The organism is Pseudalkalibacillus sp. JSM 102089 (assembly GCF_041366475.1).
GTDB lineage: Bacteria > Bacillota > Bacilli > Bacillales > Guptibacillaceae > Guptibacillus > Guptibacillus hwajinpoensis_B.
Genome location: NZ_JBEWYW010000002.1, coordinates 308,552 through 329,779, shown reverse-complemented (window position 1 = coordinate 329,779; position 21,228 = coordinate 308,552). Strand labels below are relative to the sequence as shown.

Here is a 21,228-nt window from a genome sequence, read left to right as displayed (position 1 = left end):
GGAAGTGGTGAAGTGTATAAAAAATCATTGGTCATTCATCCTGACAGCAGGAATATTTATTTGTTGGAAGGTTTAGATGAAAAAGGAGAAGTTGGTCAGGAGTTAATTGAATTCGCAGACTTAATTCAAGCACCCGAGCAAGTTCATACATATGCTTTAACCCCATACGCGTTATGGACTGCAAAAGCAAAAGGGGTAGAAGTAGACTATATTATTCGCTTCTTAGAGCAACAATCTCAAAATGTAGTGCCAGATTCGTTAAAAGAGACTATTAAAAAGAATATGAACCATTTTGGAGCATTACAATTTTCGATGGATGATGATCGTTTACAATTACAGGCAAGAACGGAAGAATTAATAAGCGAAATTAAAGCCATTGAGGGAATTCAAAGTAAAATCGTAGGTCATCCGGATTCGAAGACTTTATTGTTTAAAGCTCGGTACAGAAAAGAGATTAAGAAACTACTTTTTAAGCATGAATTATTTGCAAAAGATATTGTATATGAAGTTGGAGAGGAATTAGATATTACCAGCATAAACCTTCAACTATTGGATTACCAGCATGCTGCAGTTGATTCTTATTTAACTTTTAACCACCAAGCTGGAGGTGGTGGAACCATAATTATGCCACCTAACTCAGGAAAGATCCTAGTCGGAATTAAAATTATTGAGGCATTAAAAACGTCAACACTAATAATTGTCGAAGACAAACATCGGGCAGAGAAGTGGAAAAGTGAACTCATTGAAAAGACAGACCTATCTGAGAGTAATATTACAATCTTTAGTAAGGAAGACAAAAGCTTAAAACCAATTACAATTGGAACATATGAAATTCTTGCTGATCACGTAGAGGATTTGGAGGGCTTTGGTTTTGTGATATATGATGATGCTCATAAACTTCCAACGCCAACGCATGAAAGAACAGCAGATATTCAAGCAACAAATAAATTAGCTTTAGCCTCAACTCTTGCGAGATCTGATGGCAATGGCCATCTTGTTTTAGCATTAATTGGGCCAAAATGGTACGAAGTACTGCATCGAACCCTGGTAAACCGAGGATACCAAGTTCCCGTGAGGTGCGTAGAAATAAAAATCCCTTTACCATCAGATGAGTGGCGTGAATATATAGCTAGAGATCATAATAAGAAAGTAAATCCGGACACTTTAAATTCTAACAAATATAAGGCTTTATCCATTTTATTAAAAAAGGAGAAAGCAAAAAGATTATTGGTTGTGTCTTATTTCAATGAGGTTACAACAGCATGTAGTGAACTAATTGAGATAGATACATTGACGAATCAGTTAGGTGAAGAAAAGCAAAAATACCTTATAAGTTCATTTAGCAGTAGGGAGATAGATAAATTAATAACATCCTCAAAACTTATTGAAAATATGCCACTTTCCATGGTTGAAGTGATGATTGCCTTATCCCATCAGCAAGGGTCTATAAGGGAAGAATATCTCCGGCTGGGGAAATTACTGCCGGCAGAAGAGTGGAAAGAAGATGCTGTACTGTACTCACTCGTTTCATTAAATACGGATGAGGAAAGACATTATTCCAAAAGAAGACGAAGACTTATCAATTATGGATTTCATTATCGAATTCTTACATTTGAGGAGCTAGTGGATAGGGGTGAGTTTTTTGAATCATAGAGAAGCCCTATTGCAGTTAGGTGAAGAACATTTAGAGGATATCCTGAACAAATTAAAAATAGAACCTTTTAAAGGTGCTACGAAATCATGGATTGCTAAGGATATCGCAGCATTTTATCAAGATTCAAAAAAGTTTCATCGTGTAATACAAAGCTTTGGCGAACAGACAATAAATGACTTACTTCTTTTTGCACATATTCAAAAGCCAATTAATAATGAACAAGCAGAGTTATTTAATGATTACGGAATACTTGTTGAGGGAGAGCTTCCAGATGATTTGAAGGATAGTTTAATCCAGTGGTCAAGATCGATGTTTGTTAAAACCTTTTCATCAATTAGTGAAGGTACTAACCAAAGCTTTTTCTTAAAATGTGTTTTATTACTTAATTACTTTGAAAGAGAACAGAATGTGAAATTAACTCAGGGAAAAAATGATCGTAATGTTCGTCTTTTGACAGAAGAGTTACTCATGGACAAGGAAACGGTATGGAAAGTAATTAATACGTTAGTTAATTATGGATTGATCCAGAAAACTAAAAATCTATATGAACTTAATGTATATGCTTATACAAAATGGAAAAAGCAAACAATGGATAAGGTTTTAAAAAGATTTTATGAGAAGCAAGTTGGAAGTAGAGGTATTTTGTTTTTACAAAAAATATCCAAATACCAACAGACCCCTGATGAATGGGTTGATATGACTGTTATTTCAGACACGGCTATGGAATTTGACCAAACAAGGCAATTAGGTTTAATACAGGTTCATAGGGAGTCAGGAAAAACATATGTTCAGTTAATGCCTGAGGGATGGTATCTTACTAAAGAGCAAGTTCATCCGTTATGGAATCAAGAAGCATTGTTAGTATCAGCTTCATTTGAAATTTTTGTACCTTATAATTATGATCCATTTATTCTATTTGAGCTTTTTCCAGTATGTAGAATGAAAGATTCTCATTACTTTTTAGTGTTTGATATTGAACTGGATCAGGTGAAGAAAAATAAAAGGGTTTTACAAGAGTTTTATTACACTTTAACAGGATGGTCTTCAGTCATTCCAGATGTAGTTAATTATGAACTTAAAACTACAATTGATAAATTAAAAGAAGAAGTTTAAAGAGCAACCCACCAAGTATCTGTATAGGATTCTATACAGATACTTGGTGGGTTATTTTAACTTGGTAGCTCCGGATGCTGGCTAATGCTTTTGATCTTTTGGTGGGTTCGGGTCATTCCCGTAGCTGTCTGAATCACGAGAACCACGGGGACGGTTCTCGTGATTCATTTCAGAATTTAAACAAGTTTACACGAATATGAGTCAATGAAAACCAGGAGGCTAATCCCTCTATTGATTAGTTCAGCTGGGTTTTCTGTTTTTTATAAGCGAATGAATCAGCAAAACTGGTCTTTTATTTCTGGTTATTAACATTTTCCACTCTTTTATTTTTGGAATTTATTTACGAGTAGGATTCTAGGCTAGTATAATACTTATTAATAAAATATTATAAAATAATTTTAGTATTTGAAAGAATGAAATTCTATTTTTGGTATAATTAGTTATGTGAACTAAATACTGGAGGCGAGTATGTCGAAATCAAGTGGAAACAATCAATTCATGCCATTAATTTATTCTTTGATACCCATTTTTTTAGCACCTTGTGCCTTATTGTTAATCAATATGCTAAATGAGGATAGCGATAAAATAATAATACCTTTTGTAAATATAGAGATTCGAGTATGGTATATAATTTTAGAGTTAGTAGCTCTAATTATTATATCAATTATCTTCGTGTTTTCAGAAAAATTAGGTAATATATTACAAAATACGATATTTGTATTTTTACTCATTTTAATCATTACTTTAACATATACACTAACAGGTTTTTTTATACTCCAAATTGTTAACCTCTTTCTTTCTAGCTTCACTTTAACTATATTAATAAGTTTAGTAATTTCTAGCGTGATTTCGTACTTAATAACTATAAAGTTAAGAAAATATATTGGAATTAAATTTGATATGTATTTTGATATATTTCATTTTGTTTTCTTCTACGTATCTACTATATTGGTAACAGTTGCATTTATTCATCCAATCTACCAAAGTGAGATTGGTTACCTTGTATTCATATTAGCTATCCCAATTCTAAATCACAGTTATATTAAGTTACGTGACACTATAAATCAATATAAAGAAAAACTTTAAATATGTTATGAATTCACGGAAGAGAATTATGAATCTGAACCACGGGGACGGTTCAGATTCATGATTCTATATTGCAATAACAGTGTGAATAAAGAGATGGATTAGACCCAGCACTGTCATATTAAATCTCCGATGTAATAAACTCGCACAACAAGTTGCGAGTCTATTACACCGGAGTTTTTTGTTAAGTATAATGGAATAGTTAAAACTATTTCCTTTCAGTTGCAAACAACCAGGTTATTAAACAAACGTTTGATTGAATATCTAATTGAAGTAGGATATAGCCACCCTTGCCATTAGTGAACCACTCTTAAACATTTCACCCTGAATCAATAATTTTACGACCACCAACATATTTCGCAATATCTTCAAGGCAATGAAGGACTTTTTGCAAAAGGGGAGAATATGTTTACGATGAATCAATTAAATACCAGAATACGAGAACCTCATAACAGTTCTCCAAGTCTACTGAGGTTATTTGTTATCTCCCCTAGAACAATTTAAAGTCAGAACACCCCTTTATAAAACCAATGGTATGATACCCATTACCCACAACTTCTTCTTTTTCCCTAAAGAATAATCATTAACCACTATTCATCTCCCTAAAATAAACAACCAACTATTAATAGAATCAGGGGGACGGTTCGAGACCAGTGAAAAAGTCGGATTAAGACCAGACCGGTGAGTAAAATCTATCATTCTCCATGAAAAAACCCCCTGAAGGTATAATGGGTATGACCCAATACCGACCATTAGGGGGTCTTACTGGTGCTTCGATTACAGTCAAAGCAAGCAAGTTTTCACTCTGTATTATACGATAAAATTCCGGAAAATCATATCCTTAAGAGGATAACGACCGTTATTGATTTTTCTTTCATTAACGATCTTTTGAAAGACAGTTACTCCGAACGTTTTGGCCCTCCTGCCAAAGAGCCAGAGTTAATGTGTAAACTTCTATTTTTACAACAGTTATATAATTATTCAGATGAACAAATGAAGGCAGAAGCTGAATTGAACCTCGCATTTATGTACTTTCTCGGTCTCAATCCAGGAGATTCCCTGCCAGATAAAAGTCTCCTGTCCAAGTTCCGAACGCAGCGACTTGGAGAATATACGCTTGATGAAATGATGACTGAAATGGCGAGACAATGTGTAGAACAAGGGATCCTCGAAGGGAAAAGTGTAGTATTGACGCTACACATATCGAAGCGAATACCAAGAAGAAAACACCTGAGCGATTGATGAAACATCTGGCCAGGAATATCATTCATACCTATGAACGAGAAACGGGGCAATCACTCGAGAACTTACCAGAGGTTCCAGATTATCAGGAAATTCTTGATCATCGAGAAGCGAAAGCTGTGATGAAAGATTATTTATTGAACGTAATGAATCTCGTAGAAAAACAAGTATCAAATAACGATCAAAACACGAAGGAATCAATACAAAAAGCTCAGAAGATCCTAGCGGATCCGAAGTTTCTCAACCAGAAAGGCATTCTGTCCCTTATCGATGAAAATGCGAGAGTGGGCAGGAAGAGTAAGACGCAAGACTTTTATGGATACAAAACCGAATTTGTGATGACAACAGACGAACGCATTATTACGTCCGTGCGCACATCGGATGGGGCTTACACAGATGGGAGTTATGCCAAAGAAATGTTAGCCCAAACCTTGAGATCAGGCATGACCATCACGGAAGTGTATGGGGATAAAGCTTATTTCAGAAAATCGATACTGGATGATATAAAATCCTTAAAAGCATACCCTTATATACCTGTAAACTCCCTTGTATACCGACTTGACGAAAGTCAATTCACCTATAATAAAGACGCTGATGAATGGCAGTGTAGCCAAGGAAACATCACCGAAAAAAGAAATACTTTAGGACAAATGGGAAAGATGGTGGACGAGAAGGATATAAATATTAGCTTGGATTGAAGCAATGTAAAGCCTGTCCACTTCATGACGAATGTGCAAAGAAAAGTGCAAGAAGATTACTGGTGGTAGGGGTTAACACAGCTGAATTAAATATCAACACCAAAAGTCCGAAGCGTTTAAAGAAAAATATAAAATGCGAGCTTCTATAGAAGGAAGAATGCGGAAATCATACGATTTCATGGCCTATCTCGAACTAGGGGGTATGATCTATTAAGTGCATCCATTCAATCGAAATTAGCCGCCATAGCGGTAAATATAAAGAGGATAGCTACGATAGCATCCTCTTTTTTCATGTATATTGGGTTGAAAAGCTTCTATTACACTCTTTATTTAGAGTTAGCTAATAAGTCTTAGAAAAAAACGGTGGTTTTTCACTGATCTCGGACGGTTCCCATAATTCACATTCAAATTAAGAAGTGATGTTTACTAATAAGGGTAAAGGAAAAAAACAATGAGCTATTCGACCTAACAATTAAAGTAGCTCATCTGTTTTTTCTATATTATTAAGCAAGTGAATCTAGTGAAACACCGGTCACATAAAAATAAAGGATTTCTATATTAATTAACAATTTCTAACGTCGAGCAGAAAAAAAAGCCATCCATATTTATTCTTTAATTTATACTCAGTTTTAATATCTTGAGTAGCAAAATAGACAGAGGCTGGATTTATTGGAATGGGTAAAGGAACATTACTTGTTACCCCTTTAATGATTTTGGTTTTTGGAGAAGGTTTAAATAGTTTGATCATTTCAATTACTTCCTTCTGTTCAAGCTGTTCAATAATTTCTTTTGATAACTTTATATCACCGATGTCAATTGCTTCATTCAATTGAGAAATTTTTTTGCGAAATGAATTAAAAAAAGGATGCTTTCTTAAAGCGATTATTTCTTCCCATGTATAATAGTTAATATCTGGTATAGTGTAGTATATTATTTCTGAGATTGCTTCTTTGTTATCTGTTTTTTTGAATTTTTCTACAATCAATCCTTCATAGTAGTTTGCTAAGAAATTGCAGTTTATCTTTGCATTTAATTTTTCCCAAGCTTCAAACCCTACTCCAAAGGCTTGTCCTATTCTTAAAGCATTTTTCATATGATTGGGGTTTTTTTCGTCAAATGAAATTGTAGGATATTTAGTTTGGTAATATTGTTTTGCAACTTCCATACCAACACCTAGAACTTCTTGATTATCTATAGGAACTATAAATGGATCTTTCAAATTATATGCAGTAATTGGAACATGAATCTTTTCTAGTTCCCTATATGTTTCATTAGTCCATTTTTCACCCTCAGCAATTTTTTCTTTAACAGAGGAATGGAGTTTATGATCCACTTGCAAAATTATCTTATCATACCAGAGTGCTGCTAGCTTTCCTTGAAATTCATATAGAAAAGTCGATTGGTTTGTAGTTAGTGTATTCCATGATATAAAAGCATTGTTTGCTTTGATAATTTAACACCTCTTTATCTGTTAGTTATATTATTGCATCTAACTGCCAATTTCGTAAACAAAACAATAAAAAACTCTAACAATCAATGGAAGCGACAATGATTTCTTTAAATTAAAAACACTCATTAACAAAAGGGTTTTACTGATTCATCTGTACATAATTTTAAATTGAGAGGCGGAATCAGTAGAGCCATTATAACAAATGATAGTAGCATTGATATAACTGGTGTTTGCCGTGATAGATTCTTATATACTTTAGCTGTTCCACCTATATGAGTGGATCGTTTTAACCAATATGAAAGCGGCTTTCTTTAACAGAAATGATGAATGATGAAGCAAGTTGCTTTATACAAACAGTTGAAACAGTCAATGGAAGTGATGAGCGAGATGTAACCTGTAGCTATTTCTTAAATAAACGTTTAATTAAGGTAATTGCTTACGTGGAGCAAACCTAAAACCAATTGTCTCGAGCTATCCCACTAACCCCTAAACCGTCCCCCTCCGAATCAATTGAACCGCAATCTCTTTCTTCATTTCTACTTGCCCATCAATCGCTTGTAAGAACAAATTCCGCCCGATCTTAATCAAATTCATTTCAATCGTTGTGATCTTCATCATCTTGGAGATGGGTTGATTATCAAAACCGATTAATGCTAAGTCGCTTGGTACAGAGAGATTCCTATTTTCACAGCTTACAAGAATTCCAGCAGCCACTTGGTCACTTGTTACGAGAAGAGCTGTTGGTGGATCTTCCATCTCCATGATTTGATTAACAACATGCTCTCCGTCTTCAAAATATAAGCAGTCTTCAAAGATATGATTCTCTCGAAGATGGCCGTTTGTTCTTTGCATAAAATCCTTGTAAGCTACTTCACGTTTTTTGCTATTTGTTCCAGATCTCCGTCCAATGCAGTAGGTAGGCTATTTGGGTATGTCCGTTTTTATGTAGATAAGATAATGCCATCGTAAAAGCTTGATAATGATCCACAAAAGTAGAGAAGATAGCCTCTTCATTCGTGTCTTCGCATAACACAATTTGTCCGTAATCGAGATACTCTTTTATTGTCTTTAATGGTGATGTTCTTGAGCAAATAATTAAAGCATCGATTTGCTTATGTTTTAGCATATTCAATGCTTCGGTTTCTTTCTTTTCGTGGTAGTTCGTCTGAAATAAAACCAGGTTGTAATGATGCTCGATGGCCATTTCTGAAATTCCTTCAATTAGTTGGCCGAAGTAGGGATGGTTGGTATATGGAATGACAACGCCAATTTAAAAGGTTCTTCCTTTGCTTAAATGGACGGCGTTAATATTTTTGTGATACTTTGTTTCATTGACGGCCTTCCAAACAGCTTCTTCTTTCTCTTTGCTAACATAAGCGTAGCCATTCAGCACTCTTGATACAGTTGAAGGAGAAACTTGCGCCATCTCTGCCATTTTTCGTATATTCGTCACCTAATCACCTCGCCATGATATCTCTATCGTATCACTAGTTTAATGGAATATCCCCTAAATTTTAGTATATGGAAGTTACTTTTCATCTCAATGAATGCCCTTACAAAAAAAGCTTGCGTTGAAACGCGTTTCATAAATTATAGTGAGTTTACAAGGTTGATAGCTTAAATTAAAGGAGGAAGACGAAATGAGTAAAAGCGTGAAAAACAAAGGAAATCATGATTCACTACAAATTACTCAGTCCTTAAATCAACGAGAGAATAATGAGCCATTACGAGTGCTGAGCGAAGAAGATTGGGCGTTCTGGAAAGAAAACGGGTACGTGGTGATTCGCAATGCTGTTCCACAAGAAAATGTGGACCGTCTTGTCGGTCTTATCTGGGAATTTGAAGAAAAGGATCCCAATGATTCGTCTACCTGGTATGCACAACCCAATAGAGAAATGGAAATGAAAGAACTGAAAGGTACAGGGATGGTAGAATTATACAATCATCAGTACTTATGGGATAACCGCATGTATGAGAAAGTATACAATGCGTTCGTCGACATCTGGGGCACAGAGAAATTATGGACGACCATTGATCGGTGTAATTTGAACTTCCCGATTAAACCTGCGCATACGTATAACAGCTTTATTCATTGGGATGTTGATACGTCACTTGATCGAATTCCAGTGAATGTTCAAGGGGTATTATCACTTGTGGATACCGAAATCGATATGGGCGGATTTCAGTGCATCCCAGAGTTGTATCGCGATTTTGATGAATGGGTGAAAACCCAGCCTGAAGATCGAGATCCACACAAGCCGAATACTGAAGGATATACGCCAACGAAAGTGGTAACAAAAGCAGGCGATCTATTAATTTTTAATAGTATGCAGCCTCATGGAATTCGCGCGAATACTTCTGATAAACCGCGTATCGCACAGTACATCTCGATGTTTCCGGCGCAGGAACAGGATGAAGAGCTCAAAGAAAGCCATATCGGAGAGCCATGGAGACAGGTACCTCGTCCCACTATCTGCTGGATTGCACTTACTACTTCTATGTAAATTACGTCGTAATAAAGAAAACGTAAAAAAATATGACTCAATCAAGGGAGAAATCTATGAAAATGTGTAATCGTTGTCAGAATAGAGAAGCTACAATTGTTTTAACAGATGTTAAGTAGGAACGGCTATGCAATCGTTGTTTTACGAGATGGTTCCTGTTGAAATTGGATTTAGGTTAGAGTCTAACTCCTATTTCATTTCCTTTTCCCGGGTTACAAAGTTCATAATGAAAACCCACTTGGCCACTTTAATAAGCTTAAATGCCATACCTACATTTGGCAGTAAAGTAAGGTTTTATACCGTGGCAGTATTGGTGAACAAGCTAATAGATGCCAATCAGACTGGTACCCTGACAAAGGTCATGAAACAGATTGAAAAGCTTGACTTACTGGTACTGGATGAATTAAGATACATCCCTTTGAACAAGGAAGGCACAGAGCTATTATTCCAAGTTATTTCCATATGTTATGAAAACAATAGCATTATTATCACTACTAATCTTCAATTTGCTCAATGGAGTCACGTATTCGGAGATCCCATCCTTACTGAAGCAGTCATTGACCGACTGATTCATCATTCTCATCTGTTATTGTTTACGGGAGATAGTTTTAGGTATAAGGAGTCATTACAAAAACGCTAATTTGGAGGAGCAAGTGGCATGCATAATTAAATGCCATTTCATACATTTTTCACTTGCCAAATACAAGCTAACGTGCAATCAAACAGAGTTAGTGGAGAGATTAGTAGATAAAGTGAAACTTGGTGTTTCAACATGGTTTATAAAAGAGTAGGAGAATTTCCGAATGGCCAAAAATATCAATCTATCGTTGATGAAGCGGTAGTTGGACGTATTGATTAGGATGAGATGGGCCCTTCTTCCCCTATGGTGGTGATCGATGTAAAACCTTATACCTGGGAACAGCTTGGTGAGATGGTGAAAAGTTTGAAAGCGTAATTAAGAACCCACTGAGTTGGCTGAGCCGCTTGGTTGGTGGGTTCTAGAGGGGACATGGGCACTGGTCGAAGCCACTGAAAAACGACTCCTAAAAATAGGAAAAATATAAAATAAGAAAGAAAAAGCCCCCAAATTTGGTAAGATAGAATTGACTAGAAACCATCTACCAAATTGGAGGCTTTTCTTATGCTCACTCATAATAAGCAAGCTAGTTTATACTCCATATTATATAATAAAATCCCCGAGAATCATACGCTTAAAGTCATTAATGAAGCCATTGATTTTAGCTTTATTAACGAATTACTTGAAGATTCCTATTCTAAATACTACGGCAGACCAGCTAAAGAGCCTGAACTAATGGTGAAGCTGTTAGTTCTACAATATTTATATGATTTATCCGATGAACGTTTAATAGAAGAAGCTTCCTTAAATCTGGCGTATTTATACTTCTTAGGTATAAACCCAGAGGATGAGTCGCCTGATCCTAGTTTATTATCAAAGTTTAGGGTTCACCGTTTAGGAGATTCATTGCTTGATGAGATTTTGGAGACGATTAACCGTCAGTGTGTAGACAAAGGTATCATTGAATGTACAGGCCTAACCATAGATACAACTCATACAGCTGCACATACATTTCAAGCCACGCCTGAAAGAGTTATGAAACGTCTGGCAAAGAAAATCTATCGAAACCTCGATTAAGAAAATGGTTCTGTTCCAGAAGAAGTGGACCAAGACATTCCAAATTACAAGTCTATTGAGAACCACCGAGAAGCTAAACAGACGATGAAAGCTCATTTAGAAAAAACGATGAAACAGGTAGAAGACACCATAGAACTTGACGATCACCTGAAAACCAAAAACACTATTGAGAATGCCAAAGAAATACTTGAAGACCCTAAATTCCTTCAATCTAAAGGAGTACGTTCTATTGTTGATCAAGAAGCACGAGTAGGTCACAAAAGTAAAACGAAACGTTTCTTTGGTTACAAAATGGAATATATGATGACAACCGAAGCACGCATTATTACAGCTGTTCATGTAGATCATGGAGCTTATGTAGATGGCAAAGTGTTTGACGGACTATTAGAAAAAACCAAGAAATCAGGGTTGAATATAACTGAATTTTTCGGTGATAAAGCTTACTTTCGTAAGCCTATTTTAGACAGCATTGAATCACTGGGAGCTACACCGTATATTCCAGTTAGTGAGATGGCTTATAAAATTGATGAAGATCGCTTTAGTTACAATAAGGATTCAGACGAATGGTTTTGTGATCAAGGGAACAAGACCATCAAAAAGTATCATAAAGTGAGAAAGAGTGGAAAGCAATCACTCAAATATTATTTTGATCGTGAGACATGTAGGAACTGCCCTGTTAGGGCTGAATGCATAACCGCAAACACCATGGCGAAGATTATGGAAGTCGGCGTGAACACACCTGAATTCTATCATTATAGTCAGCGTCAAAAGTCTGATGAGTTTAAAGAGAAGTATCGAAAACGAGCTTGTCAGGAATGGAAAAATGGGGAGATGAAGAACTTCCACGGATTAGATTGTGCCAGATGGTACAGTCGATTAAGTATGTCTAAACAAGCCAAGTTAACGGCTATAGCCGTTAACTTGAAGAGGATAGGTAAGATCCTATCCTCTAATAAAGCTAATTATGGTATATCTTTTACCATTTTATTGGATTATTCCAGTGAAAATACTCTTGGGCACAAATTAGGGGGTAAAAAACACCTCCTTTTTCAGTGGCTTCGGACAGGTTCCTCGTCCCAACCCTTAAAGAAGGATCCATCTCTGCCATCTATTTGATCCACTTAGGTCAAGAATCACGGGGACGAAAGAATCACGGGGACGGTTCTCGTGATTCTATATTGCAATAACAGCTTAATTAAAGCCAGAGACTATAGACGTAGCAATGTCATTGTAATGGCCAAACTCTGATTTAATAAACTCGCACAAAAGTTGCAAGTCTATTATACGGAGTTTTTAGTGTTAAGGATCAAGGAGTGGTTATAACTAATTACTCTCGTTGCAATCAACCAGGTAATTAAACAAACGTCTGATTGAATGGTTTTTTGAAAGGGACATGGGATAGGTCCACCACTGCCATCTTTTTGATCCACTTAGGATACAAAAATGATCCACATGTGACATTGGTGAGCCAATAAAACACAATTAAACAAACATTTGATTAAACCACTTTATTAAAGATAATCACTTAATTTGTAGATGGAGTGATAAAATAAAGTAAATAACAACATGAGAATGGAGAATGAAAATGAAACATAGAAAAATTCAGATGAACAAAAACTATATTCCGCTCCCTTACGATATAGGCGATGAAGTTTTTCGAAATGGATTCTTTCATTTCAATATTTCTCGAATAGTAGAGCACATACAGTCCGGAATTCTTGAAGTAGAATTAGACACAATTGAAGTAAAAGATTGGTTCAAACATCACTTACATAGCAGAATAAATGAGGAGTACCTTCCAACAGTCGACGTCAACAAACCGATAATTCAAGCTGAAATCAGACCTAATATGTATGAAATTATTGATGGAAACCATCGAATAGAAAAAGCATATCGAGAAAATATCCCTACAATTCAATCGTATAAACTTAAAGGGGAGCAACTCTTATCCTACTTTACAGAGAAGCAGAGGTATGTGGCTTATGTTGAGTATTGGAACTTAAAAATAAAGGATCATTTTTAATACCGTTAATGAAGGAATTCATGAACGAAGAGAGAATATAATATCGATGTATCAACTACTCATCTAGGTGACTAATTCTACCTAACCTTTATCGACGTAAAAATGATTAAGTTATTTGCTATAACCTCTGAATTTAAAATGGTACAAATCCCCTAGTAACACCACAATACTATTATGTGCTAACCCTCATAACTCCTTCTTTATCCCAACATCACAACCACTCCACCCTATTATCTATGAAGTACAGTCCCTCTCCCAATGCCTTATAAAACCCAATATTGATAATAAAACTTAAATAAAAAGGAGCTAATCCATGTCCGCAAAAGTAACAAGCATCGGATTAAAAGGTTTAGAAGGTTATCGCGTTCAGGTAGAAGTGCAGGTAACGGAAGGGATTGAGACCGTTATTATTGTTGGGTTACCGGATGCATCTGTTAAAGAATCAAAGGAGCGGGTGTCCGCAGCGCTTTATAGTATAGGTTTTCCTTTAGTCGATTCTAAAGTTGTAATTAACCTTTCTCCAGCTGAGCAGAAAAAGAACGGTCCGTTATTTGATCACCCTATCGCGATCGGAATTCTGAAAGAACTTAAAGCGATTAAGGACAAGATCCCTCCGAACACTGGTTTTATCGGTGCACTATCTCTAGATGGCACGGTTCTACCAGTTGAAGGGATGATTGCCGCGATTTTGGCCGCGAAAAAGTTGCAGCTTCAAACGTTATTCCTTCCATTTGATCCCACCATTCCTGTGGTAGAAATAGAGGACCTCGAATTGGTCTACATTCATACCATTCAGGATGTGGTTGATCTTCTCTCCGGTCAGCAGATCCTGTCAGTGCCAAAGCCAAAAGAATCGACAGATGAACGCTTTCATTTTCAACGGAACTTCAATCAAGTAATTGGCCATGACTTCGCAAAGCGAGCTTTAGAAATCGCCGCAAGCGGTGAACATTATCTCTTAATGGATGGTCCACCAGGCTGTGGAAAAAGCCTTTTAGCCGAAACGTTCCCATCCATCCTCCCGCCACTATCAAAAGAAGCCCAACTTGAAAAGATTAGTTTGTATCAATTAGCTGGCGCGCCATACGACTCGCTTACGTTCCCATCCTATCGTCACCCTCATCATTCCGCTTCATCCGTATCGATTATTGGTGGCGGAACCAACCCGAAGCCCGGTGAAGTTTCGCTTGCTCATCGAGGTGTGTTATTTCTCGATGAACTAGGTGAATTCTCAAAAAAGACGCTCGATATGTTAAGGCAACCGTTGGAGAATGAGAAGGTAACGATCAGCCGCGTGCACTCAACGGTTACTTATCCTGCGAAATTTATCTTCATCGCTGCAATGAACCCCTGCCCATGTGGCTACTGGGGATCAAGTGATCACTATTGCACCTGTTCAGAAAAACAAATCAGGGCTTACAAAAGTCGTGTATCGGGTCCTATATTAGATCGAATTGATATTTTACTTTCATTAAAGCCCGTAAATCTGAAAGAACATAAATTTAGCGGAATCGAATCATCCGAAGAAGTGAAAAAGCGGGTAATCGCTGCAAGAGAACGTCAGTATGATCGTTATGGAAAAGAAGTTTGCAACGGGAGCGTTTCATTTGAACAGCTCACAAGCAGTAGCCCTCTAACAACACGCCAGCAACAAAACCTTCAATCCTTATCAAGTGCACAGGGATTCAGCAATCGCGTCCAAATCAAAATCATTCGACTGGCGAGAACGATCGCTGATTTGAAAGGTGACGACATCATTTCAGATGAAGCCATTGAAGAAGCCCTTCTATTACGGAAACTATCCCTCCGCTCAATCCAATCCTTCCACAAAAAATTACTCACAGGAGAAAACCATAATGTGCACTACAAATAGAAACGTCAACGTCATTTGTCATGCCTCGTAAAGCGAGACAAAAAAGCCATACAGGAATCTATCACATTCTCTATAGAGGAGCAAACAGACAGGAAATCTTTCACGATAATGAAGATCGGCTTCAATTCCTTCAAACTCTCGAAAAGTACTCGACCTTATATAAGGTGAAAATCTATGCGTGGTGTCTAATGAGCAATCACGTTCACCTTCTGCTGAAAGAAGGGAACGAAGACATTTCTATCACAATAAAGCGCATCGCCGTAAGCTTCGTCAAATACTATCATTTTAAATACAACACATCCGGCCATCTATTTGAGGATCGATTTAAAAGTGAGAGTGTGGAGACAGTGGACTATCTCCTTACCGTCGTTCGCTACATTCATCAAAACCCTCTAAAAGCTAGAATGGTAAGGGCTGTGGAAGAATGGGGGTGGAGTAGCTGTCGACAGTATTATCAATTAACTTCGATTACGCGTTTAGTAAATTGTGATTTGATCTTGAACATGTTTGGAGAAGACAGAACGACGGCTATTGAGCGGTTTAAAGAGTTTAACGAGACAGTAAACGATGATCGCTGTTTAGAGGATGTGGATACTGATAGGAGAAGGTTGACTGATGATGAAGCGAGATCAGTTATTAATGGAATCATTGGTAAGATTGAAATTGCACAGGTGAAGAGTTTACCGAAAGAGAATAGGGATCATATTTTACGCAAGGTGAAGGGTATTGAGGGAGTTTCGCAAAGGCAGGTGGCTAGGATATTGGGGGTTTCGCAGACTTTGATTTATAGGGCTTGAATGATTAAGCGCATGTTTATATAAGGTGAGTGGTAATGGTTGAGAATTTATTCCTTAACTATTTTTTTGTATAGAGTGAATCACGAGAACCGTCCCGGTGATTCGTTACAATTTTTAGGTTTGAATTTTTTTAATAGGGTACTAAATTAGTGGGATATGTAATTATTTGTAAAAATTGTTTGGGGTATATAAGAAAAGGATCAAGATTCACTTTTTCTAGTAAAATAGAATCGTTTAATAGATCAGCTAATTAGTTCAAATAGACTATTTTCAATTAATTGGCAACCAGGTCCCTCTGTCACATTAATCTCATTTATACTCTATTAAGAAAGAAACAAATACAAATACGAAATAGGAAGAAATGAAAAAGGAGCTACTTATGATTAAAAAACGTTTCTTACTGACTGGCATCCTTTGTAGTGCATTATTTTTAGGAGGTTGTTCTGCATTGACTAATTCGAACGATGAGACGGGAAAAGAAAATGAACAAAAAGCTGATAAAAAGACTGAAGAAGAAATGATAGAGGACAAATATTTTGTTTCAGTACAAGACTATACAGGGGAAGAGTATACACTTGATAACGGAGATGAGACAGATAAAATAGCCGAAGAAAACCGAGATGAAGTGGAGAGAGCAATAAAGAAGTACTTCAAGGAAGAGTACAAAACAGAGGTTAAGGTACATAACATTGTAGGAGCAATAGATGGTGCCACTGTATTTGTAGAATCAGTTGGCAAGCCACATTTTTATTCCTATGCGATTATTCCAATAGATAAAGATAAAAGAGAAGTAGATACTGAGGGTGTTTGGTCGCAAGAAGGTCAGATTGAAACATCGATCGTTAGTGGTTTGTATGCATGGATTTATGAAAACGAGTTTAAAGAACTTGATAAGTTTGTTGAGAAACTTCCAGAAGAATATCCTATTGTTGGCATAAGAAAAGAAGCGAATGAGAATGTCGGAGGAGGTTATTATACAACTCCTTATTATAATGTCACTATATTTGGAGGTCGTATCAAAGAGTTACTCCCAGAATATCTGGAAAACCCTAATAAGGGAATTGAAGAATGGAGAAAGATGGTGAATAATTCTCAGCTTGATCCTTCGATGATTTCAATTTCGATTGAGATGTATATGAACGAAAAAGATGTTGAACCTGACAAATCTGCTTTTAATGAAATTGTAGACAAATTAACTGAAAAAGAAGGTTTGCCTGCTGGTAAGTATAGTTTTTACCTTCATGATAATCAAATTAATAAAACAAACGGACAGAATAATAAAGAAAATTCTCTTGAAAAGGCTGCGCCTAATCATATAGTAAAAGAATAGTAGAAAATAATTACGAAAGTGAGGTGAGATGTTTGCAAAATTCCTCTACAGTTATTTCCGATCCTGACTTAGTAGAACTTTCAGGGTTTCAAGCTTATAAAGCGCCACAAAAAGACCGATTGTTGGAAGTGAATGGAAATGTGTTTTGGGTATTAGATCGTGTAGATGATATACATACTGGTTTGAACGCATTCACTGTACAAACTGTTATTGAAGGACAATCAACTCCCAAGTATGCAGTGATTTATGTGGGTACAGACCCGGAGGATAAGAAAGATGTGTTTACTGACCTTCAATTAATAGGCGCAAATGTTCCGGAACAATTACAAGGAGCGAAGCAATATTTTGAGAAGATGGAGAGGAAGTTCGGCGATATCTCTTACGTAGCTGGAAACTCCCTCGGAGGTGCTCTTGCAAACTCAATCGCAGTACAAAATCAAGATGTTAAAAGTGTAACTTTGAACCCAGCCATTTTACCTGGTGAACTAATCCCCTCTTCAAACTTAAACGTAAATAGCACCAATTACTTTATGGAGTATGACCCGTTGACAAACGGAGAGGAGGCTTTGGGTCTTGGTGATCGTATACCAGGGAAAGTTTATCGGATTGGAGGGGGGACGCCGACAGGATCTCTTCTTTTAGGTGCTAACCATACTGGTTATCTAGAAGGTGATATGAAGGATCAACAAGTAGAAGTTGGTACCGAGGGCGATGTCGGTTACGGGTTTATTCGCGTTGGTGCTGATGAACACATTGTCACGAGTATTTGGACAGGCGAGTCCCTTCACGGAGGAAATTCAAGTCGAATTGAATTGAATGCTGATACAATCAACACGCTTTATCAAGGAATTTATGATTTGGTTGTAAATCGTCTATCCCTTTCTTCGGAATACATTGGGAATTCCGTTAGTATCGTCGAGGACGAGAGAGCTAAATTTGAAGAACGTGTAACAAATTTAAAAGAAACGTTCTCTACGTTTGTGGAGGATCTAACTTCGTCCCCTGTCTTAAAAAGTATTACCGCAACCGGTTACCTTATCCAGTTTGAATTGGATAGTATGAGAACGATGTTAACGATGGCCGAGGATCGTTTTAGAAGCCTGAATGCGTTCCTCAATTCTCCTCCAGCAGAGATTGCTGAACACCTTTTTAAGATGGATGTTAGTGTCGAAAGCATTTTTGGAGAAATTCACAAAAAAATTAATGAGATCGAAAGTTCATTTGAAGATCTAGTACAGCATGTCACTTACATAAGAGAAGAGAAACTACCTGAATTATTTGAGGGCGGAACCGATTTCATCTACGATGCTGTGGTTGGGGAATTAGCCTCTCATTATGAAACCATTAACCAAAATAACGGTTTATTGTCACAGCAAATCATGAGTTTTGGAACAAGTGTTTCGGAAACCGCAGCTTCCCTTTTTGATCGAGAATTATCTTTAGCTGATTCCATTAAGTCAAAAGTGAATCAAGTTCAAGATATAGGGAAAATATCAAAAGTAGAAAAATCACGTTTGCTGGACTCTCACTATTTACCAAATGGCCTCTCGATTAAAGAAAAGGTATTGGAAGAAGGAACGGAGACATTTATCCAAGCGATTTGGCAGTTAATTATCCCGCCTCTTTCCGCCATCAAGAGTGTCCTCTCTTTATTTGGGAATTCATTGACTCTATTGATTCAAACAATACGATTCATTAACGTCCAAGCTACATCCTCTCTACCAGCAAAATTAGTAGGTTTGTTTAGTAATTTTGATGAACAAATTAATGAACTCATATCCATCACGCTCACGCCATTAGAGCAACTACAAAATATGGTGGAAGGACTTGAAGAAGGTACTCAGCAATTGTTAACCAATTTCCCTGATCTGATCGATCGCTTCAAGCCTTATATTGATACAGCACTGTTTAACATTAGTAAATATCAAGATGTTCGCTTGTACAATTTAAGTTCGAACACAATCTTAGAGGAAATGATTCTATTATTCTCGGATATCATCAACCAGCTTTCACACCAAAAAGCGGCATCTGTGGAAGCACTTGTCGAAGAATCGGAACAGGTTGTAGAAAACCTTAAATTGTTTCACTCACAGGTTGAGAGAGGGACGATTTTTTAATAGGGGGAAAAGCTGGGTACGGTTCTCGTGATTCATTTCAAGATGTATGGACATGAATGGTATATATAAGATTTAATAGTGATATAAACTAATTCGATTATAAGATTTAAAGATGCATCAGGTGAGCTAACCATTCTATTGATTAGCTCACCTGTTTTTTGTTTTGTGCAGGAAAATGAATCAGCAGAACCGTCCCGGTGATTCCCAAGAAAACACTCCTCGACGTATGCTGACTCCCCCAAACATATAGTCAGAGAGATAATGTGACATGATTGTTGTAGACAATTTTTGTTCATGCAAAAATACTTATAATAATAATTGTCAGATTAATTAACATTTTCTAAAAATAAGATTATGGTTCTGAAAAGTGAAAGGGGAAGTTGGAATGGATTCGATGTTTTTGATGAATAGTCTTTGGGTGATGTTCTCAGCAGTACTCGTTATTTTGATGCTAGGTGGCTTCATTTTACTTGAAGCTGGGTCAACACGAATGAAAAATGCTGGCCATATTGCTGGTAAGACGATCTTCACATTTGGGATTGCCTCATTGGTGTTTTGGGCAGTGGGATATGGTTTAATTTTCGGGGAAGGAAATGCTCTCTTCGGTTTAACGGACTTTTTCTATTCAGGTTATGAAATTGAGGGATTAGGACTTTCGGCTCCAGTTTTCTTCTTATTCCAGCTAGCTTTCGCAGGTATTTCCTTAACGATCGCATTTGGTGGCTTTGCCGAACGCGCGAAATTAACAGCTTATATTCTGTTTGCGGTTTTATTCTCAGTCCTCGTTTATCCTGTGATTGCCCACTGGATTTGGGGCGGCGGCTGGTTAGCTGAGCACGGGAAACAGGACTTTGCTGGTTCAACGGTTGTTCACCTTACAGGTGCGATGGGAGCTTTTGCCGCAACGATTCTTTTAAAACCACGAATTGGTAAATACAATAAAGATGGTTCTCCAAACAACATTGCCGGACACAACCAGGTATTTACGGCACTTGGTGTACTCGTTTTATGGGTAGGTTGGTTCGGGTTTAATGCAGGTAGTACGTTATCTGCAGACGCTGCATTCTTTGGATTTGTTGCGATGAATACGAACTTAGCAGCAGGTGCTGGAGCGGTTGCCGCTTTAGTTGTGGCGTGGGCGGTAACAGGAAAAGCGGATGTGCCAACGATGTTAAACGGTGGATTAGCAGGATTAGTCGCCATTACAGCTTCCTGTGCTTTTGTCGACACGTGGGCAGCGGTTGTGATCGGATTAGTTGCCGGAATGATCGTGTTTTACAGCATGAGATTTTTCGAAAAACGGAAAGTGGATGACCCGATCTTTGCTTTATCTGTTCACGGTGTAGCAGGCGTTTGGGGTACATTATCAAACGGTTTGTTCGCAACGCCAGAACTTGCAACAGTAGGTCAACCAGGACTTTTCTACGGAGGCGGCTTCGAGCAGCTAGGTGTTCAAGCACTTGGTGTTGGTGCGAGTGGGGCTTATGCCTTTGGTGTTTCGTTTATTCTTTTGGTGATCATTAAGAAAGTGCTAAACGGTTTGCGAGTCACTGAAGAAGAAGAGATTATTGGTCTTGATCTCAGTGAGCACGGTAGCTATGGTTATCCAGAATTTTTGCAGACGAGCGAACAGCCAGTACAACAAGGTGGAAAAAGCTCAAAATCCGGTTAATTGAGATGCAAAGGG

Annotated in this window: 11 protein-coding genes and 4 pseudogenes; 13 read left to right on the top strand and 2 right to left on the bottom strand. The window is 37.2% G+C overall.

From position 1 onward, the window contains the following. Positions 1–12: 12 nt before the first annotated feature. The 3 genes and pseudogenes from ABVF21_RS06225 to ABVF21_RS06215 all read left to right on the top strand — a co-directional run. Complete coding sequence (locus tag ABVF21_RS06225) at positions 13–1,653, top strand: helicase-associated domain-containing protein (protein WP_371017746.1); 1,641 nt, start codon at positions 13–15, stop codon at positions 1,651–1,653. Further along, entirely contained in the window at positions 1,643–2,767 is a 1,125-nt protein-coding gene (locus tag ABVF21_RS06220) for a hypothetical protein (RefSeq protein ID WP_371017745.1), read from the top strand. Before ABVF21_RS06225 ends, ABVF21_RS06220 begins: the two co-directional genes overlap by 11 nt. 1,854 nt (positions 2,768–4,621) lie before the next feature. After that, positions 4,622–6,081: pseudogene (locus tag ABVF21_RS06215) on the top strand (IS1182 family transposase); the annotation flags it as partial. Positions 6,082–6,355: 274 nt separating this feature from the next. Here ABVF21_RS06215 and ABVF21_RS06210 read toward each other — a convergent pair. Further along, a complete protein-coding gene (locus tag ABVF21_RS06210; RefSeq protein WP_371017744.1) occupies positions 6,356–7,126 on the bottom strand; it encodes a hypothetical protein in 771 nt (256 codons plus the stop codon). A gap of 603 nt (positions 7,127–7,729) precedes the next feature. Beyond that, positions 7,730–8,696 (bottom strand): annotated as a pseudogene (locus ABVF21_RS06205) (substrate-binding domain-containing protein). Positions 8,697–8,883: 187 nt separating this feature from the next. Here ABVF21_RS06205 and ABVF21_RS06200 point away from each other — a divergent pair. The 10 genes and pseudogenes from ABVF21_RS06200 (at position 8,884) to ABVF21_RS06160 (ending at position 21,213) form a co-directional block, all read left to right on the top strand. Next, a complete protein-coding gene (locus ABVF21_RS06200; RefSeq protein WP_371017743.1) occupies positions 8,884–9,747 on the top strand; it encodes a phytanoyl-CoA dioxygenase family protein in 864 nt (287 codons plus the stop codon). Between the two features lie 229 nt (positions 9,748–9,976). Then, positions 9,977–10,387, top strand: a pseudogene (locus ABVF21_RS06195) (ATP-binding protein); the annotation flags it as partial. A gap of 225 nt (positions 10,388–10,612) precedes the next feature. Then, the gene (locus ABVF21_RS22800) at positions 10,613–10,702 is read left to right on the top strand and encodes a DUF7713 domain-containing protein (RefSeq protein WP_425589851.1); all 90 of its coding nucleotides are present in this window, start codon (positions 10,613–10,615) and stop codon (positions 10,700–10,702) included. Positions 10,703–10,888: 186 nt separating this feature from the next. After that, positions 10,889–12,382, top strand: a pseudogene (locus tag ABVF21_RS06190) (IS1182 family transposase); the annotation flags it as partial. Positions 12,383–12,986: 604 nt separating this feature from the next. After that, positions 12,987–13,424 carry a hypothetical protein gene (locus tag ABVF21_RS06185; RefSeq protein WP_371017742.1) on the top strand — a complete coding sequence of 146 codons (438 nt, stop codon included), beginning with the start codon at positions 12,987–12,989 and terminating at the stop codon, positions 13,422–13,424. A 313-nt stretch (positions 13,425–13,737) separates the two neighbouring features. After that, positions 13,738–15,297 (top strand): YifB family Mg chelatase-like AAA ATPase, encoded by a 1,560-nt coding sequence (locus ABVF21_RS06180; RefSeq protein ID WP_371017741.1) that lies wholly within the window; start codon positions 13,738–13,740, stop codon positions 15,295–15,297. Between the two features lie 20 nt (positions 15,298–15,317). Continuing rightward, the gene (locus ABVF21_RS06175) at positions 15,318–16,094 is read left to right on the top strand and encodes a transposase (RefSeq protein WP_371017740.1); all 777 of its coding nucleotides are present in this window, start codon (positions 15,318–15,320) and stop codon (positions 16,092–16,094) included. A gap of 379 nt (positions 16,095–16,473) precedes the next feature. Then, on the top strand, positions 16,474–17,424 hold the full coding sequence (locus ABVF21_RS06170) for a DUF1672 family protein (protein ID WP_371017739.1): 951 nt from the start codon (positions 16,474–16,476) through the stop codon (positions 17,422–17,424). Positions 17,425–17,456: 32 nt separating this feature from the next. Next, positions 17,457–19,541 carry an SA1320 family protein gene (locus ABVF21_RS06165; RefSeq protein WP_371017738.1) on the top strand — a complete coding sequence of 695 codons (2,085 nt, stop codon included), beginning with the start codon at positions 17,457–17,459 and terminating at the stop codon, positions 19,539–19,541. A 385-nt stretch (positions 19,542–19,926) separates the two neighbouring features. Next, positions 19,927–21,213: an ammonium transporter gene (locus tag ABVF21_RS06160; protein ID WP_194218524.1), complete on the top strand. Its 1,287-nt coding sequence runs from the start codon at positions 19,927–19,929 to the stop codon at positions 21,211–21,213. The last annotated feature ends 15 nt before the right edge of the window (positions 21,214–21,228 follow it).

What these genes read in the sequence shown, in the direction of transcription:
- ABVF21_RS22800 (WP_425589851.1), top strand. Translation starts at nt 10,613, where the DNA reads ATGGGCCCTTCTTCCCCTATGGTGGTGATCGATGTAAAACCTTATACC.
- ABVF21_RS06200 (WP_371017743.1), top strand. Translation starts at nt 8,884, where the DNA reads ATGAGTAAAAGCGTGAAAAACAAAGGAAATCATGATTCACTACAAATT.
- ABVF21_RS06160 (WP_194218524.1), top strand. Translation starts at nt 19,927, where the DNA reads ATGGATTCGATGTTTTTGATGAATAGTCTTTGGGTGATGTTCTCAGCA.
- ABVF21_RS06180 (WP_371017741.1), top strand. Translation starts at nt 13,738, where the DNA reads ATGTCCGCAAAAGTAACAAGCATCGGATTAAAAGGTTTAGAAGGTTAT.
- ABVF21_RS06170 (WP_371017739.1), top strand. Translation starts at nt 16,474, where the DNA reads ATGATTAAAAAACGTTTCTTACTGACTGGCATCCTTTGTAGTGCATTA.
- ABVF21_RS06185 (WP_371017742.1), top strand. Translation starts at nt 12,987, where the DNA reads ATGAAACATAGAAAAATTCAGATGAACAAAAACTATATTCCGCTCCCT.
- ABVF21_RS06175 (WP_371017740.1), top strand. Translation starts at nt 15,318, where the DNA reads ATGCCTCGTAAAGCGAGACAAAAAAGCCATACAGGAATCTATCACATT.